Here is a 16,234-nt window from a genome sequence, read left to right as displayed (position 1 = left end):
TTTAGCACTTCACCTGACAAAAAGTCTGCATCGCGCAGGCTTTTTGCTTGGCAGGGGAGGCACCACACCGCCCGCCCCGATGATGAAAACTTACCTCTTTTCCACCCCGCTCAGGGGAAGACCACCAGCCCGATCTGCTCCAGCAGCCCCTGCTGCTGATCTTCATTGATCTGCACCCCGGCGAGGTTGACCCGGCGCAGATCCAGGCCGGGCAGATCGCACTGGCGCAGATCGCACCCTTGCAGGTTGAAGCTGGTCCAGTCGATTTGCCCGAACTCGGAGCCGCTGAGATCCGAGCCTGCCAGGGAGGCGCCCAGCAGGTTGGCCCCCTGCCAGCGGTTTCCGGCAAGCTCGCACCGCTCCAGCAGGCAGCTTTCGAAGTTGGCGTAGCTGAAGTTGTTGCCGGTGAGGTGGGCCTCGCAGAAATAGCTTTTGGCAGTGATCCGGTTGGCGAAGCTGGCATGGGCGAAGTTAATCCCCATGGCCTGGCAGTCGCGCATCTCCAGCCCAAGACACTGGCTGCGGCCGAAGTCCGCCAGGGTGAGATCGCAGCGCAGGAAGCTCGCCTCCCTCAGATCGCAGCCCTGAAACAGGCATCCCAGCTCCCGTTCCCTGTCATAGAAGCTGCAGTCGACGAAGCGGCTCTCCCCGAGATCGAGCCAGGAGAAGTGACAGCCGATGAAGCGGCACCCCTGGAACTGCTCCCCCTCCACCTCCTGCTGCTCGAAGTGGACCCCCTCGAAACACCTGCCCTTGATCATCCCCTGCCCCCTGTTGATGGCGTCATATGCTGACATTGCCGTGCAAAAACGGTAATGTTACGTGTAACATTTTTTGCCGGATCCCCAGATGAACGACACCCGCAAGCGCCGCCCTACCCTGCAGGACATTGCCGACCTGACCGGTGTCACCAAGATGACCGTCAGCCGCTACCTGCGCGACCCGTCCGCCGTGGCCGAAGGGACCCGCGAGCGCATCGCCGCCGCGGTGGAGGAGCTCGGCTACATCCCGAACCGGGCGCCGGACATGCTGTCGAACGCCACCAGCAAGGCGATCGGCATCCTGATCCCCTCCCTCTCCAACCAGGTCTTCTCGGCGGTGATCCACGGCATCGAGGCGGTGACCCGGCCCGCCGGCTACCAGACCCTGCTCGCCCACTACGGCTACAGCCCGGAGCGGGAGGAGGAGCAGATCGCCTCGCTCCTCTCCTACAACGTGGACGGGCTCATCCTCTCGGACACCCAGCACACCGAGCGCACCCGCAAGATGATCGCCACCGCCGGCATCCCGGTGGTGGAGACCATGGATCTGCCCCTCTCCCCCATCGACATGGTGGTGGGCATGGATCACCGGGCCGCCGCCCGGGCCATGGTAACAGAGATGCTGCGCCGGGGACGGCGCAAGGTGATCTACCTCGGTGCCCGGCTCGACGTGCGCACCCAGTTGCGAATGGAAGGCTACTACCAGGCGATGGCCGATTTCGGTCTGACCGGCCAGCACCTGCTGACGGAGCAATCCTCCAGCTTCACCCTGGGGGGAGAGCTGCTGGCCCAGGCCATGGCGCGCTTCCCCGACCTCGACGGCCTGTTCTGCACCAATGACGACCTGGCGGTGGGGGCCCTGCTGCAATGCCAGGCCAGGTGGATCCCGGTGCCCCAGCAGGTGGCCATCGCTGGCAGCAACGCCCTCGACATCGGCCACGCCATGACCCCCAAGCTCGCCAGTATCGTCACCCCCCGCGAGACCATAGGTCGCGAAGCCGCCATCATGCTGCTGGCCCGCCTCGGCGGCCAGCCGCTGGCGACCAGGTGCAAGGACATCGGCTTCTCCCTCTATGAGGGGGAAAGCCTCGGCTGATCCCCGGCCATCATGGCGCGTTCGACCGCCATGATGGCGCCTTCTCCCCTCTCCCCTCGCCGTCCCCTGGCCTATGCTGGCTCCTCCATCCCCCCTGTCAGGAGCAGACCATGCACCACACCGAACGATTGAAAGCCTGCCTGCAGCGCGTCATCTGCGATCCCGCCTTCCCCCTGGCGGAGCTCGACGACTGGTTCACCCCCGACTACTGCCAGGAGGTGAACGGCGAGCGGCTCGACTACCCGGCGTTTCACCAGCACATCGCCACACTGCGCCGCCATCTGGCCGGGGCGAGCATCGAGTTTGTCGCCACCCTGGCGCAGGGGGAGCGGGTGCACTCGACCCATGTGGTGCGGGCCACCCGCCAGGACGGCGGCACCCTGGTCTGCAAGGTGAGCGGCCTCTTCACCTTTCGCGGCGATCGGATCTGCCACACCGACGAGGTGACCTGTCTGCTGGCAGGCAGCAAGGAGGATGCGGATATCGGCTCACGGCGCTGACTGCCGGCAACCCGCAGACACCGCCATGGCGAGCAGGAAGGCAGACGACGGGCCCTCAGGCCGCCGGTTCGCGCCGGGCAAGGCGCTGGAGGGCGCGGGACAAGGCGCCGGGATCTTCGTAGCCGAGCCGATCGGCGATCTGGGCCAGCGTGAGCCCCCGGTGCTGCAACTGGCGCGCCCGTCCCAGCACCACCTGCTCCCGCCACTGGCGAAAGCTGCACCCCAGCTGCTGGAGGAAGAGCCGGTTGAGGGTACGCACCGAGGCGCCGCAATCTGCCGCCAGCGCCGCCAGCGTCAGATGGATGGCGGGCGCATGGCACACCCTGTCCAGCACCCGCAACAGGCGCGGGTCCGGCTCACCGGCGAGGTGAATGCGCGCTGCGAGCGGGTCGGCGCGCTCCAGCTCCTGGCCAAGCACCGTCAGATAGGCCCCCTTCACCTCCTCCTCGACCAGCTCAGGCAGGCGGGCGAAGAGGCCCGCCAACAGCGGGCTGGCCTGCAAGGGGCCGAAGGCGGTGCGGGCCGACGTCGGCACATAAAGGAGGGAGAGCCGGGAGCGGCGCAGCACGCGAAACTCGTGCTCCCACCCCGCCGGAATAAAGCAGATCTGGCCCGCCACCAGCAGTTCTCCCTCCCCTCGCCCCGTGATGATGCCGCCCCCGTCGTGCAGATAGCAGTATTGGGCATGGGGGTGGCAGTGCAGCGCGGTGAAGTGCCCTTGCGGGTAGGATGGATGCAGACAGGACATGAAGGCTCCAGGGGAGAGGGGCAGCCCCCGACCTTAAGCCAGGGCGAGGCCGGAAGCAAACGGCCCACCCCCTCCCGAGGCGGAAAAACAGCAGGCCACCCGGGGGTGGCCTGTTTAATTTTTCTAAACGATATTTGCTTAGCGTTTAACCAATTCAACCGCTTCCCGGGAGAGGCGGGTCACCTCCTCCCAGTTGCCGCTCTTGACGGCGTCTGCCGGCAGCATCCAGGAGCCGCCGACGGTGGCCACACATTTCAGCGCCAGGTAGTCGGCCACGTTTTTCGGGCCGATGCCGCCGGTGGGGCAGAATTTCACCTGGGGCAGGGGCGCCGCGATGGCGAAGAGTGCCTTGGTGCCGCCGTTCGCCTCGGCCGGGAAGAATTTGAGGTGGTCGTAGCCCGCTTCCAGCGCCTGCATCACCTCGGACGGGGTGGCCACCCCCGGGATCAGCGGCGCCGTGCTCTTGGCCGCGTGGGCCAGCAGGGCCGGGGTCATGCCCGGGGAGATGACGAAGCGGGCACCGGCAGCGACGGCGGCATCAAACTGCGCGCAGTTGAGCACGGTACCGGCACCGACCATGGCATCCGGCATCGCCTTGGCGATGAGGGCGATGGCGTCCAGCGCCACCGGGGTGCGCAGGGTGATCTCGAACACCGAGATGCCGCCATCCAGCAGCGCCTTGGCCATCGGCAGGGCCTGCTCCAGGTCGTTGATGACCATCACGGGTACCAGGGGGGAGGCGGCAAACACCTCGGCAGGGGTCACTTTCCAGTTCTGCATAGCTCTTCCTCAGTCAAAGATGGTGGCGCCGCACTCGGCGCTCGATACCGCGCGACGCATCACGCTGAACAGTTCACGGCCCCACCCCTCTTGTTCCAGGGTGAGGTCGATCTCGGCCTGGGTACGGCCGCTCAAATCGGTCAGGCAGTCGAGGCGGCCAGACTCGGCATCCACCCGCAGCAGGTCGCCATCGGCGAGCAGGCCGATGGCCCCGCCGTGCAGCGCTTCCGGGGTGACGTGGATGGCGGCCGGGATCTTGCCGGAGGCACCGGAGAGGCGGCCGTCGGTGACCAGGGCCACCTTGTGACCCGCCTTCTGCAGGTTGCCAAGCACCGGCATCAGCTTGTGCAGCTCCGGCATGCCGTTGGCGGCCGGGCCGTTGTGGCGCACCACGATGACGGCGTCCTGGTTCAACTCACCGGCCTTGTAGGCCGCCTCCACCGCATGCTGGGAGGAGAAGACCCGGGCCGGGGCCTCGATGACCCGATACTCGGGCGCGACGGCGGAAACCTTGACCACGGCGCGGCCCAGGTTGCCCGCCAGCAGCTTGGTGCCGCCGGTGGCCTGGAACTCGCTGCCAGAGGGGGAGAGCACGCTCGGATCCCCGCTCTCGCCCACCGGTTGCCACACCAGCTTGCCATCCACCAGTGCCGGACGGCTGAGGTAGTCCTGCATCTCGCCGAAGACCGGGGTGGCATCCATGTGGATCAGCCCTTCTTCGGCCAGACGACGCATCAGGCCGGGCACGCCCCCCGCCTGCTCGAAGGCGTTGACGTCCGCCGGGCCGTTCGGGTACATGCGCACCAGGAGCGGCACCACGTCGGAGAGATCGCTCAGGTCGTCCCAGGTCAGCTCCAGCCCGGCGGCACGGGCCAGCGCCACCATGTGGATGCTGTGGTTGGTGCTGCCGCCGGAGGCGAGCAGGGCCACCAGGCCGTTGACCAGGGCGCGCTCGTCGATCACCGCACTCAGGGGGCGATAGGCCGGGGAGCCCGGGATCATGGCGCTGATGCGGCGGGCCGCTTCCTCGGTGAGGGCGTGGCGCAGCTCGCTGTGCGGATGCACGAAGGCGGAGCCCGGCAGCATCAGGCCCATGGCCTCGAACACCAGCTGGTTGGTGTTGGCGGTGCCGTAGAAGGTGCAGGTGCCCGCCGCGTGGTAGGCGCCGCACTCCATCTTGAGCAGGGCGTCGCGGCCCACTTCACCGGCAGCGTACTGCTGGCGCACCTTCACCTTCTCGTCGTTGCTGATGCCGCTCGCCATCGGGCCGGCAGGCACGAAGGCGGTGGGCAGGTGGGCGTGGGAAAGCGCCCCCATGATCTGGCCCGGGGCAATCTTGTCGCAGATGCCGAGCAGCAGGGTGGCGTCGAAGGTGTTATGGGAGAGGGAGACCGCGGTGGCCTGGGCGATGAGGTCCCGGGAGAAGAGGGACATGTCCATCCCCGGCTGACCCTGGGTCACGCCGTCGCACATGGCGGGCACGCCGCCGGCGACCTGGGCGCTGTGGCCGAGCTCGGCCAAGGCGCCTTTGATGATGTCCGGATAGCCCTGATAGGGCTGATGGGCACTCAGCATGTCGTTGTAGGCGGTGACGATGGCCACGTTGGCGCGGGTCATGTCGAGGATCCGCCCCTTCTCGTCACAGCTCGAGGCGGCCACGGCGTGGGCCAGGTTGCCGCAGGAGAGGGAGGCGCGGGTCTTGCCCTGATCGGCCTGGCGCTGGATGCGGGCCAGGAAGCGGGCACGGCGGGCGGTGCTGCGCTCGCGGATTCGGTTGGTCACCTGGGTGATCACGGGATGGGTCATAGCTTTCTCTCCAACTCTATATACGGGCGCGGTCGGCCGCAGCCGGGCGCGCGACATGGCTCATTGCGCCTGCGTCAGCGCGGTGACGGCACGGTCGACCACCTGTTCGAAGGTCCCGTCGATATCGATGCGAAACACGCCGGGCTCGCCATCCGGTCGCTCCAGGGTATCAAACTGGCTTTGTACCATGGCTTCGCGCATGAAGTGGCCCTGCCGTGCCCGCATCCGTTCGAGAATGAGGGACTGGCTGCCATCCAGAAACAGGAAACTCACCGAGTCGTTGCCCTCGCGGATCTGGTCGCGGTACTGCTTCTTGAGGGCCGAGCAGACGATGACGCCGAGCTCGTTCTTGCGCTCCAGGCTGTAGGCCGCATCGCGGATCCGCTCCAGCCAGGGGGCCCTGTCTTCGTCGTTGAGCGGGTTGCCCGCCGCCATCTTCTGGATGTTCGCGCGAGGATGCAGATCATCGCCGTCGATGAACTTGGCCCCCAGGGCATTGGCCACCTTGAGGCCGATGCTGGACTTGCCGCTGCCACACACACCCATCACGATAATGCACTTGCCCGCCATTATTTGACCTCTCTCTCACTTTTCAAAAAACGTTCGCCTGATGGGTTCTAAGCTACCACGTTACCGGTAACATGTTACCGGTAACGTTTCGCAATGTGAAGTGCAGCACAGAAATGTGCAGAACAACAACTAGAACCATTTGAGGACAATTTTATGGACGGAGCAATGAACACACCCGATGTCGCCTATCTGCTCTCGGTAGCGGGCGGAGCCATTGTCATGTTGCTGGTGCTGATCATGCGATTCAAGGTACATGCCTTCGTGGCATTGACCCTGGTCAGCATGCTGACGGCCCTGGCCACCGGGGTCACCTATGACCAGGTGATCCCCACCATGCTGACCGGTTTCGGCGGCACCCTGGCCTCGGTCGCGCTGCTGGTCGGCCTCGGTGCCATGATAGGCCGGATCCTGGAGATGACGGGGGGCGCCAAGGTACTGGCCGATACCCTGATCAACCGCTTCGGCTCCCACCGCGCCCCCTTCGCACTGGGTGTGGCCTCCCTGCTGTTCGGCTTCCCGATCTTCTTCGACGCCGGCCTCATCGTCATGCTGCCCATCATCTTCAGCGTGGCGAAGCAGTTCGGCGGCTCCGTCCTCAAGTATGCCCTGCCCTCCGCCGGCGCCTTTGCGGTGATGCACGCCTTCCTGCCGCCCCACCCGGGCCCGGTGGCCGCCAGCGAGCTGCTGGGTGCCAACATCGGTCTGCTCACCATCGTGGGCCTGCTGGTCGCGCTGCCCACCTGGTATCTGGGTGCCTACCTGTTCGGGCTCTGGTCCGGCAAGAAGTTTGAGCTGCCCCTGCCCCCGAGCTTCACTGCCAGCGCCGAGCAGCTCTCCGACAAGGCGCCGAGCTTCGGCCAGGTGATCTCCATCCTGCTGCTGCCGCTGGTGCTCATCTTCATGGATACCGGCCTCAATACCCTGGGCGTCATGGGCGTCATCGACAAGGGTGCGGACTGGGTCAACGTGCTGCGCATGGTCGGCAAGACCCCGGTCGCCCTGCTCATCACTGTGCTGTACGCCCTCTGGATGTTCCGCCAGAGCCAGGGCAAGGTGCAGCTCGAGAAGTTCTGCAACGACGCCCTGGCCCCGGTCTGCGCCGTCATCCTGGTCACCGGTGCTGGCGGCATGTTCGGCGGCGTATTGCGGGCGAGCGGCATCGGCACCGCGCTGGCCGACGTGCTCTCCGATACCGGCATGCCGGTGATCCTCGCGGCCTTCCTGGTATCCGCCGCGCTGCGGGTTGCCCAGGGTTCCGCCACCGTGGCCCTGACCACCACCGCCGCCCTGATGGCGCCGACCGTGGCCGCCACCACCGGCCTGAGCGAGCTGGACCTGACCTTCATCGTCATCGCCATCGCCGGGGGCGCCACCGTGCTCTCCCACTTCAATGACTCCGGCTTCTGGCTGGTCAGCCGCTTCCTCAACATGGACGAGAAGACCACCCTCAAGACCTGGACCGTGATGGAGACCCTGCTCGGCACCATCGCCTTCCTCATCGTGGCCACGGCCAGCGCCATCCTCTGACGGAAACACATCGGGGCCGCATCCGTCGGCCCCGATGTGATATTGCACCGACTTTTTACGGATTCTTGCTTGGGCCCATCGCCACAGATTGCTAGAATTGCCTATTCTTCGCCCCGAGTGGAACGCTTCATCCCGTGATTTCAGGCTTCTCTATGCATTCATCGGCACATTATCGACAGTTGCTGACCCGCTTACCCCAGATCGCCGTCGCCGCAGACCAGTTTGAAGTGCTCAACAGCGCCAAGGACTTCAAGAGCCGGATCCTGTCGCTCATCGCCCATGCGACCCAGCGCATCTATCTGATCGCGCTCTATCTGCAGGATGACGAGGCGGGACGGGAGATCCTCTCCGCCCTCTATGCCGCCAAGCAGCGCAATCCCTCTCTCGACATCAAGGTGTTCGTCGACTTCCACCGCGCCCAGCGCGGCCTGATCGGCAAGGGCAAGCAGGGGGGCAACCACCTGATGTACCAGGCCATGGCCGCCAGCCACCAACACCAGATCGAGATCTACGGCGTGCCGGTCAAGGGCCGCGAGCTGCTCGGGGTGCTGCACCTCAAGGGCTTCATCTTCGACGACACCCTGCTTTACTCCGGCGCCAGCCTCAACGACATCTACCTGCACCAGCAGGAGCGCTACCGCTTCGATCGCTATCACCAGATCCACAGCCCGGCACTGACCCGCAGCATGGTCAACTACGTGGATGACGTCTTCCTCGGCAGCGAGGCCGTCCAGCGACTGGATCGCACCGGCATCCCCGGCGCCAAGCAGCTCAAGGGACCGATCCGCCGCTTCAAGCAGCGCCTGCGCCTCTGCCAGTACCGCTTCGAGAGCATCCAGCCCAACGATCGGGTGATCGCCGTGACCCCCATGGTGGGCCTGGGCAAGCGGGGCAACCAGCTCAACCGGATGATCCGCAACCTGGTGCGGGCCACCGAGCGGGAGATCTTCATCTGCACCCCCTACTTCAACCCCCCCAAGGAGTTGAACAAGGACGTGGAGGCGCTGCTCAAACGCGGCTGCAAGGTGACCATCGTCGTGGGCGACAAGACCGCCAACGACTTCTTCATCCCCCCGGAGGAGAAGTTCTCCACCATCGGCGGTCTGCCCTATCTCTACGAGACCAACCTGCGCAAGTTTGCCGAGCGCAACCAGCACCACATCGACAACGGCCGGCTCAACCTCATGCTCTGGTGCTGCGAGAAGAACTCCTATCACCTCAAGGGGATCTTCGTGGATGAGGAGTGGGCCCTGCTCACCGGCAACAACCTCAATCCCCGAGCCTGGGCGCTGGATCTGGAGAACGGCCTGCTGGTACACGACCAGCACCATCACCTGCGCGAGCAGTTCAGTGCGGAGCGGGAGAACATCCTGGCCCACACCCGCCGCATCAGTCACTTCGACCAGATAGAGCAGATCAAGGATTACCCGGATCAGGTGCGCAAGCTGCTGGCCCGGATCCACAGGGTCAAGGCTCACCTCCTGCTCAAGCGCATCCTCTGACCGCCAGGGCGCCCCGTCAGTGAAAAGGCCTGCCGTTTCCGGCAGGCCTTTTTCATGGATGACCCTCCCCCCGCTCCCTTGCCCACCAGCCCGGAACGGCACAACGCGGCTTGCATCGAGGCCGCAACAACCCCTATCATCTGGACATATTTACAGTGTTTTCGGGCATCTAATTGATGAAATTGGATAAAATCTCCCTCGACAGCCTCAAGGGTGTCGGCAGCAAGATGCTGGAGAAACTCGAGCGGCTGGGGCTGGCCACGGTACAGGATCTGCTGTTCCACCTCCCCCTGCGCTACGAGGACCGCACCCAGGTGTGGCCCATCGGCGATCTGCCGCCCGGCCTGCACGGTGCCGTCGAGGGCGAGATCCAGGACACCCAGCTGGTGATGGGGCGCCGCCGCATGCTGGTGTGCCGTATCAGCGACGGCACCGGCAGCCTGACCCTGCGCTTCTTCAATTTCACCGCTGCCCAGAAAAACAGCCTGGCCCAGGGCCGCCTTATCCGCTGCTTTGGCGAGACACGTCCCGGCAAGTACGGCCTGGAGATGGCCCACCCCGAGTACAAGCTGCTCGGCGAGGAGCAGGCCGGCCAGACCGAAGAGGCCCTCACCCCCGTCTACCCCACCACAGAGGGGCTGCGCCAGCTCACCCTGCGCAGCCTCACGGATCAGGCCCTGGCCCAGCTCGACCTCTACGGGGTCGAGGAGCTGCTGCCTGCCGGCCTCTATCCCCAACAGATTGATCTTGCCGCCGCCCTGAAGCTGCTGCACCGCCCGCCTCCCTCGGTGGCGCTGGCCCTGCTCGAGAGCGGCCAGCACCCGGCACAGCAGCGGCTCGTACTGGAAGAGCTGCTGGCCCACAACCTCTCGGTCTTGAAGGTGCGGGCCCAGGCACAGACCCAGCTGGCCCGAGCCCTCAAGCCCGCTCCCGAGCTGGTCCGGCAGCTGCTCGGCGCCCTGCCGTTCACCCCCACCGGTGCCCAGAGCCGGGTGGTGGCGGAGATAGCCAGGGATCTGCAACAGAGCCACCCCATGATGCGGCTGGTCCAGGGGGACGTGGGCTCAGGTAAAACGCTGGTCGCGGCGCTGGCCGCCCTGCAGGCCATCGGCAACGGCTGCCAGGTGGGGCTGATGGCCCCGACCGAGCTGCTGGCCGAACAGCACGCCATCAACTTCGCCAGGTGGCTGGAGCCGCTCGGCATCAAGGTGGGCTGGCTGGCGGGCAAGCAGAAGGGCAAGGCGCGGGAAGAGGCGCTAGCCGCGATCAAAGACGGCAGCGTCAAGATGGTGGTGGGCACCCACGCCATCTTCCAGGAGCAGGTGGTATTCCAGCGCCTCGCCCTGGTCATCATCGATGAACAGCACAGGTTCGGCGTGCATCAGCGCCTCGCCCTGCGAGAAAAAGGAGAGCGGGAAGGGGTGCATCCCCACCAGCTCATCATGACCGCCACCCCCATCCCCCGCACCCTGGCGATGACCGCCTATGCGGACCTCGACACCTCCATCATCGACGAGCTGCCGCCGGGCCGCACTCCCATCACCACAGTCGCCCTGCCGGACAGTCGCCGCCAGGATGTGATCGAGCGGGTGAGGCTCGCCTGCGAGGAGGGCAAGCAGGCCTACTGGGTCTGCACCCTGATCGAGGAGTCGGAGGTGCTGGAGTGCCAGGCCGCCGAAGACACCGCCGCCGAGCTGCAAACCCTGCTGCCCGGCCTGCACATCGGCCTGGTACACGGCCGGATGCGCCCCGTCGAGAAACAGCGGGTGATGGAGGAGTTCAAGGCGGGCATACTGCAACTGCTGGTCGCCACCACCGTCATCGAGGTGGGGGTGGATGTGCCCAATGCCAGCCTGATGATCATCGAAAACCCCGAGCGACTGGGGCTGGCCCAGTTGCACCAGCTCCGCGGCCGGGTCGGGCGGGGGTCGGTGGCCTCTCACTGCGTGCTGCTCTATCATGCCCCCTTGTCCAAGACCGCCCAGAGCCGCCTCGGGGTACTGCGGGAGACCAACGACGGCTTTCTCATCGCCCAGCGGGATCTGGAGCTGCGTGGCCCAGGCGAGCTGCTCGGTACCCGCCAGACCGGCCTGGCCGATCTCAAGATCGCCGATCTGGTGCGTGACCAGCCGCTCATCCCTCAGGTGCAGAAGATGGCGCGCTTCCTGATGGACAAACACCCGGCGCATGTCGAGCCTCTGATCCGCCGCTGGCTGGGCCTGCGAGACCACTACTCCAATGCTTGACCAAGGCAGATGCAGAAGAGGGTCACCTTGCCTGATGGATAAACACCCGAGCCATGTCGAGCCCCTGATCCGCCGCTGGCTGGGCCTGCGGGACCACTACTCCAATGCTTGACCAAGGCAGATGCAGAAGAGGGTCACCTTGCCTGATGGATAAACACCCGAGCCGTGTCGAACCCTTGATACGATGCTGGCTCGGTCTACAGGATCACTACTCGAATGCCTGACCAAGCAACAGAAACAGGAGGAAAGCACTGATGAATTCCTGGCTGCGCGGCCTGCTCTACACCCTTGCCTTCCTGCTGCTCTTTGTCTGGGTCGGTCTCGGCCTGTTCGATGCCGAGCGTGCCAAAGGCCCCATCGCCAACTGGCTCAGCCAGCAGACCGGGGTGCCCGTCACCATAGGCCGGCTGGTGTTCAATCCGCTGCACCCCTACACCCTGCTGGCGGAACAGGTGCGCTATGGGGATGCGGTACAGCTGGAAAAACTCTATCTGGAGATCGAGCACATCGACTGGTTGAACCGGGATGTGCGCATCGCCCACCTGGACCTCATCCGTCCCGTCATCAAGCTGCCGCTCCCCAACCAGTTGCCAAGCCTGCCGGTTCACTCCCTCACCATCAGCGACAGCACCATCGACAACCTGAGCCTGCAGAGCGAGGCCCTGACCCTGCGCGGCCTCAGTGCGTCCCTGAGTGACTGGGAACTGATCGACCCGAGACGCCAGCCCCAGGCCAACCTCACCCTGGGCATCAACCAGCTGGAGACCCCCATGTTCACCCTGGCCCGTCTCAGCCTCAAGGGGCGGCTGGAGGGGCAGGTGCTCAGCACCGACAGACTGACCACCAACCTGTTCGACGGCCTGCTCGAGACCGGCATGGTGCTGAACTGGCCAGAGCGCAGCCTGCAACTGCACGATCTCAAGGCCCGCGCCATGCGACTCGAGCTTGGTGACATCCCCCCTGGCGAGTTCCCCCTGCGCCGCATCACCCTAGACAGGGGTCAGCTTGCCCAGGTGAGCATCAATGCCATCGATCAGGAGCTCTCCCTCAACAACTTCAACGGCCAGCTCACCGCCTTCGACTGGCAGACGGGCAGCCAGCCCAGCGGCTATCTGGCGGGCACCCTGGGCGACATGGGCCGCGGCCTGTTCCAGCTTGAGGCCGTCGAGGGCAAGCTCGCCTTCTCCCCCCGGCAGCTGGATGCCGAGCTGCGGGGCAAGGCATACGAAGGGGAGTTCAGCGTCGAGCTGGCCCTCGACACCCAGCAGCAGAAGCTCACCCTGAAGGATCTGGCCCTGAGCGGCATGGACATCAGTTTGCCCCAGGGGTGGTGGCAGGATTGGCAGGGCCGGCGCCCGCAACAGATCGACATCCGCAAACTGGCCTTCGACAAGCTCAAGGTGCTCTCTTTCGACGACACCCTGCCCCTCTCCCTGACCGGCTGGCAACTCTACCTGAACGATCTCGCCCTGCGGGGCAACCAGCCAGGCCCCCTGCTGGGGCGTGCCCGCATCGAGAGCAAGTGGTTCGAGCTGGTGTGGGACGGTCTCAGTGCTCGCAACGGCACCCTGGATGGCGAGCTGACCCCCAGCTTGTGGCAGCTCAACACCCTCACCACCTCCCTGCCCGACGAGGGCACCCTCAACCTGAGCGGCCAGTGGGGTAGGACGCCTGGGCAGGAGAGCCGCCTGCAGTTGCAGGGCAAGCAGCTGGATCTGGAGCAGTGGGGCAAGTTGCTGCACTCCCCCGTCTCCTTCGCGGGCAAAGTGGATCTGGCGGCAGATCTGCAAGCCGACCTCAACGGGCAGCCCGGCGAGCAGACGGCCAACTGGCGCCGGACCCTTCAGGGCAGCCTGAGCCTCGAGAGCAAGGATCCCTTCTGGGACAAGGTCGGCATCGACCCCTTGCTGGATGACTGGTTCAGGGAGCAGACCCCCCCCGATCTGACACCGCAGACGCTGTGGCAGGCGATGCAACGCGGAGACACCCCCTTCTATCAGATCAGGCTGGATGCCAGGGCGGAGCAGGGCAAGGTACGGATCGAGCAAGGCGGTGCTTCCACCATCACCCACCTGCTGGCACTGCAAGGGGGTGTCGACCTGGCCGCAGACCAGTGGCAGCTCGACCTCGGGGTCCTGAACAAGGGACGCTGCGCCGAGCTGCTCGCCCGCTGGCGCGGCCCCCTCAATGCGCCCGACCTGGGCTGGAGTTTCCCCACGGGACAGGACGCCTGTGGCTGGGAGGCGGGTGTGCGCTACCCCGCCCAGGGACGAAGCGGCCCGCTCTGGCGCCTACGGCCACCGGCCGCCCAATAACGAACAAGGCCTCGCGAAGAGGCCTTGTTGCTGTGAACACCAGGGATCAGCGTGCGCCGCGCTTGATGGGCAGTACCACATACTGACCGACAAACTCCACCGCCAGCTTGCGGCCGCTGAACAGCTGCACCCGCAGGCTGAACTTGGCGGACTCTCCGCCCCTCAGCGGCTCGAGCACGGCGGGCATGCCCTCCCGGGCCACCCGCGCCTCCGGCTCTTCGCTCACCGGCCGGTAATACTTGATGTTGCCCTCGGCCAGCACGGTATCGCCTCCCAGCCCTGCCTCCTTGAGCTGCAACCAGATAAGACCCCAGCCCGCCAGCACGCACTGGCTGTAGATGCTGCCGGCGAACATGGTGTCGTGGACGTTGAGATTGGCCGCCAGGTTGGCCTTGAGGTGGAAGGTCTGGCCATCGTAGTGGGTGATGTGCACCCCCATCTTCTCGCTGATGGGAATACCCCGCGACCAGCGGGTGGTGAGATCCTGGCACCACTCCGGACGGTACTGGATGGTCTGCATGGGACTCAGGGACTTGATCATCTGGCGGTGAGGGATGCGGCCGAAGGAGACAGGGCCCTCCCCTACCTCGAGGAAGCCGCAGCGGCGATAGAACTCCACAGCCTCCTGGCGGGCGTTCATCACCAGCCGTTTCACCTTCTCGTCGCGGGCAAGCTGCTCGAGATCCTCCACCATGCGGGCGCCCAGCCCCTGGCCGCGAAATTCGGGTCGCAGCGCCATAAAGCGGATTTGGGCTTCATCGCCGCCCACAAAGAGGCGACCCACGGCGATGGGCGTTCCGTCGGGTGAGAGCATCAGCCGGTGAATGGCAACGGTATCGTACTCGTCACGCTCGGAGCCAAGGGGCAGATTGAAGGGTTTGCGCAGTAGTTCCCAGCGCAACTGATAGTAAGCATCCAGCTCCGCTGGTGTTTCTGGGGTGACTACCCGGTACATAAAGCGATCCTTGAGTGTGCGCCGACTGGCAGATGGAAGGACTGACGCAACCATTTCTCCCGGCGCAGCCTGTAGTAGGTATCCAGCTCGGCTGCCGTTTGGGGGGTGACCACCCGGTACATAACAACATCCTTGAGTTACACTGGTCGAAAGCCATCTTGCCGTGCAAATTCATGGACTTCAATCTGCAAGCGTACCAAGCCGATCACTTATTGCACCTCAGTGCCAAACCCGAACGCCGCGTTTCGGTGCTTGAAAATGCCCGTCATCGCTGGCTGGAAATGGACGGCGTGGTGCAATCCGCCATGAGCCTCCACCAGCCGGCCCGCCTCTGTCTGCCTCATCAACGGAGCATCGCGGAGCAGTTGCCAAAGCAGGCAAGCCGGATCCTGGAGCTGGGGTTGGGCGGAGGGGATCTCACCCGTCACCTGGCGGCACGCTGGCCCGATGCCCACCACGACTGCGTGGATCTGGATGCCGAGATCCTCACCCTGTTCCAGCAGTTCTTCCTCCCCTCGTCAGGGGGCTCACCTCGGCTGCATCACGCCGATGCGCTGCACTTCCTGCACCAGAGCCAGGAGATCTACGATCTGGTGCTGCTGGATTTGTTCAGCCAGGACGGCAACCCCCTGCTGCTGTTCCAGGCTCCGCTCTATCAGGCGCTGGCCAGCCGCCTGAGCGGCACCCTCATCATCAATCTGCTGCCCCGCACCCGGCTCGAACAGGCACAGGCTCTGCGACTGGCAGAGGAGTGGATAGGCCCGACCCGCGTCCACGACGTGCCCGGCTACCGCAACGTCATCCTGCACGCGACCCGTCAGCATGGCCAGGGCGGGCGAGCACCAGCAGGGTGAAGAACCTGCGAAGTGTGCAGGCATCGCGTCCTGCCCCTCCGGTGAGGCCTGCCCTGCCTGCCATCCTTATACCTGCAGCCAGAAGGTGACGGGGCCGTCGTTGAGCAGCCTGACCTTCATGTCGGCGGCGAAGCGGCCGGTTTCGGTCGGCACGCCGCTCTCCCTGGCGCGGGCCACGAAGTACTCATAGAGTCGCTCGGCATCTGCGGGATGGGCGCCACCGGAGAAGCTGGGTCTCATCCCCTTGCCGGTATCCGCCGCCAGGGTGAACTGGGAGACCACCAGCAGGCTGCCACCCACCTGACTCACGTTGAGGTTCATCTTGCCGTTCTCGTCAGAGAAGATGCGATAGCCGCTCACCTTGTGCAGCAGCTTGTCGGCCTTGGCCTCGTCATCCCCCTGCTCCACCCCGAGCAGCACCAGCAACCCCTGGCCGATGGCCCCGGTCACCTCTCCCTCTACCGTTACGCTGGCCTCGCTGACCCGCTGAATCAGTGCAATCACATCCCTCTCCTCTCAAAACAGCACGACCGCCCATCCTGCGGGATGAGCGGTCGTCGATGCTACCAATAAA

The 16,234-nt window shown here is 65.3% G+C and carries 14 protein-coding genes; 7 read left to right on the top strand and 7 right to left on the bottom strand.

Annotated features, from left to right (window positions below; genetic code table 11):
* Positions 1 to 110 precede the first annotated feature (110 nt).
* Positions 111 to 761: a Qnr family pentapeptide repeat protein gene (locus MUW49_RS09175; protein ID WP_041212172.1), complete on the bottom strand. Its 651-nt coding sequence runs from the start codon at positions 759 to 761 to the stop codon at positions 111 to 113.
* Positions 762 to 849: 88 nt separating this feature from the next.
* On the opposite strand from MUW49_RS09175, the gene MUW49_RS09170 reads away from it, so the two are divergent.
* Positions 850 to 1,857 (top strand): substrate-binding domain-containing protein, encoded by a 1,008-nt coding sequence (locus MUW49_RS09170; RefSeq protein ID WP_045522401.1) that lies wholly within the window; start codon positions 850 to 852, stop codon positions 1,855 to 1,857.
* Between the two features lie 110 nt (positions 1,858 to 1,967).
* Positions 1,968 to 2,357, top strand: a complete 390-nt coding sequence (locus tag MUW49_RS09165; protein ID WP_039039500.1) for a nuclear transport factor 2 family protein — start codon at positions 1,968 to 1,970, stop codon at positions 2,355 to 2,357.
* Positions 2,358 to 2,412: 55 nt separating this feature from the next.
* Here MUW49_RS09165 and MUW49_RS09160 read toward each other — a convergent pair whose 3' ends face one another.
* The 4 genes from MUW49_RS09160 to MUW49_RS09145 all read right to left on the bottom strand — a co-directional run bounded on the left by MUW49_RS09160 (position 2,413) and on the right by MUW49_RS09145 (position 6,261).
* Complete coding sequence (locus MUW49_RS09160; protein ID WP_080990075.1) at positions 2,413 to 3,105, bottom strand: AraC family transcriptional regulator; 693 nt, start codon at positions 3,103 to 3,105, stop codon at positions 2,413 to 2,415.
* A gap of 138 nt (positions 3,106 to 3,243) precedes the next feature.
* Positions 3,244 to 3,885 (bottom strand): bifunctional 4-hydroxy-2-oxoglutarate aldolase/2-dehydro-3-deoxy-phosphogluconate aldolase, encoded by a 642-nt coding sequence (locus MUW49_RS09155; RefSeq protein WP_244812650.1) that lies wholly within the window; start codon positions 3,883 to 3,885, stop codon positions 3,244 to 3,246.
* Positions 3,886 to 3,894: 9 nt separating this feature from the next.
* Positions 3,895 to 5,691: a phosphogluconate dehydratase gene (gene edd / locus MUW49_RS09150; protein WP_043153528.1), complete on the bottom strand. Its 1,797-nt coding sequence runs from the start codon at positions 5,689 to 5,691 to the stop codon at positions 3,895 to 3,897.
* Positions 5,692 to 5,751: 60 nt separating this feature from the next.
* Positions 5,752 to 6,261: a gluconokinase gene (locus MUW49_RS09145; protein WP_039039504.1), complete on the bottom strand. Its 510-nt coding sequence runs from the start codon at positions 6,259 to 6,261 to the stop codon at positions 5,752 to 5,754.
* Between the two features lie 165 nt (positions 6,262 to 6,426).
* Between MUW49_RS09145 and MUW49_RS09140 the strand changes: the two genes are divergently transcribed.
* The 4 genes from MUW49_RS09140 (at position 6,427) to MUW49_RS09125 (ending at position 13,851) form a co-directional block, all read left to right on the top strand.
* Entirely contained in the window at positions 6,427 to 7,788 is a 1,362-nt protein-coding gene (locus tag MUW49_RS09140) for a GntP family permease (protein WP_223931884.1), read from the top strand.
* A 152-nt stretch (positions 7,789 to 7,940) separates the two neighbouring features.
* Positions 7,941 to 9,290, top strand: a complete 1,350-nt coding sequence (pssA, locus tag MUW49_RS09135) for a CDP-diacylglycerol--serine O-phosphatidyltransferase (protein WP_244812649.1) — start codon at positions 7,941 to 7,943, stop codon at positions 9,288 to 9,290.
* Between the two features lie 176 nt (positions 9,291 to 9,466).
* Positions 9,467 to 11,536 (top strand): ATP-dependent DNA helicase RecG, encoded by a 2,070-nt coding sequence (recG, locus tag MUW49_RS09130; RefSeq protein WP_201956040.1) that lies wholly within the window; start codon positions 9,467 to 9,469, stop codon positions 11,534 to 11,536.
* Between the two features lie 254 nt (positions 11,537 to 11,790).
* Entirely contained in the window at positions 11,791 to 13,851 is a 2,061-nt protein-coding gene (locus tag MUW49_RS09125; protein ID WP_201871940.1) for an AsmA-like C-terminal region-containing protein, read from the top strand.
* A gap of 46 nt (positions 13,852 to 13,897) precedes the next feature.
* Here the strand turns inward: MUW49_RS09125 and MUW49_RS09120 are convergent, their stop codons facing one another.
* Positions 13,898 to 14,806 (bottom strand): bifunctional GNAT family N-acetyltransferase/hotdog fold thioesterase, encoded by a 909-nt coding sequence (locus MUW49_RS09120; RefSeq protein ID WP_010672532.1) that lies wholly within the window; start codon positions 14,804 to 14,806, stop codon positions 13,898 to 13,900.
* 173 nt (positions 14,807 to 14,979) lie between these two features.
* On the opposite strand from MUW49_RS09120, the gene MUW49_RS09115 reads away from it, so the two are divergent.
* Positions 14,980 to 15,660 (top strand): methyltransferase domain-containing protein, encoded by a 681-nt coding sequence (locus tag MUW49_RS09115; RefSeq protein WP_244812648.1) that lies wholly within the window; start codon positions 14,980 to 14,982, stop codon positions 15,658 to 15,660.
* A 66-nt stretch (positions 15,661 to 15,726) separates the two neighbouring features.
* On the opposite strand, the gene dtd is transcribed toward MUW49_RS09115, so the two are convergent.
* Positions 15,727 to 16,164: a D-aminoacyl-tRNA deacylase gene (gene dtd / locus MUW49_RS09110; protein ID WP_039039510.1), complete on the bottom strand. Its 438-nt coding sequence runs from the start codon at positions 16,162 to 16,164 to the stop codon at positions 15,727 to 15,729.
* Positions 16,165 to 16,234: the final 70 nt, after the last annotated feature.

Origin of the sequence: Aeromonas sp. LsrichE-8G, from assembly GCF_022869435.1 — a bacterium.
Taxonomy (GTDB): Bacteria; Pseudomonadota; Gammaproteobacteria; order Enterobacterales; family Aeromonadaceae; genus Aeromonas; species Aeromonas caviae.
Note: the sequence above shows the minus strand (reverse complement) of the source record. Positions and strands in the feature narration are given on the sequence as shown.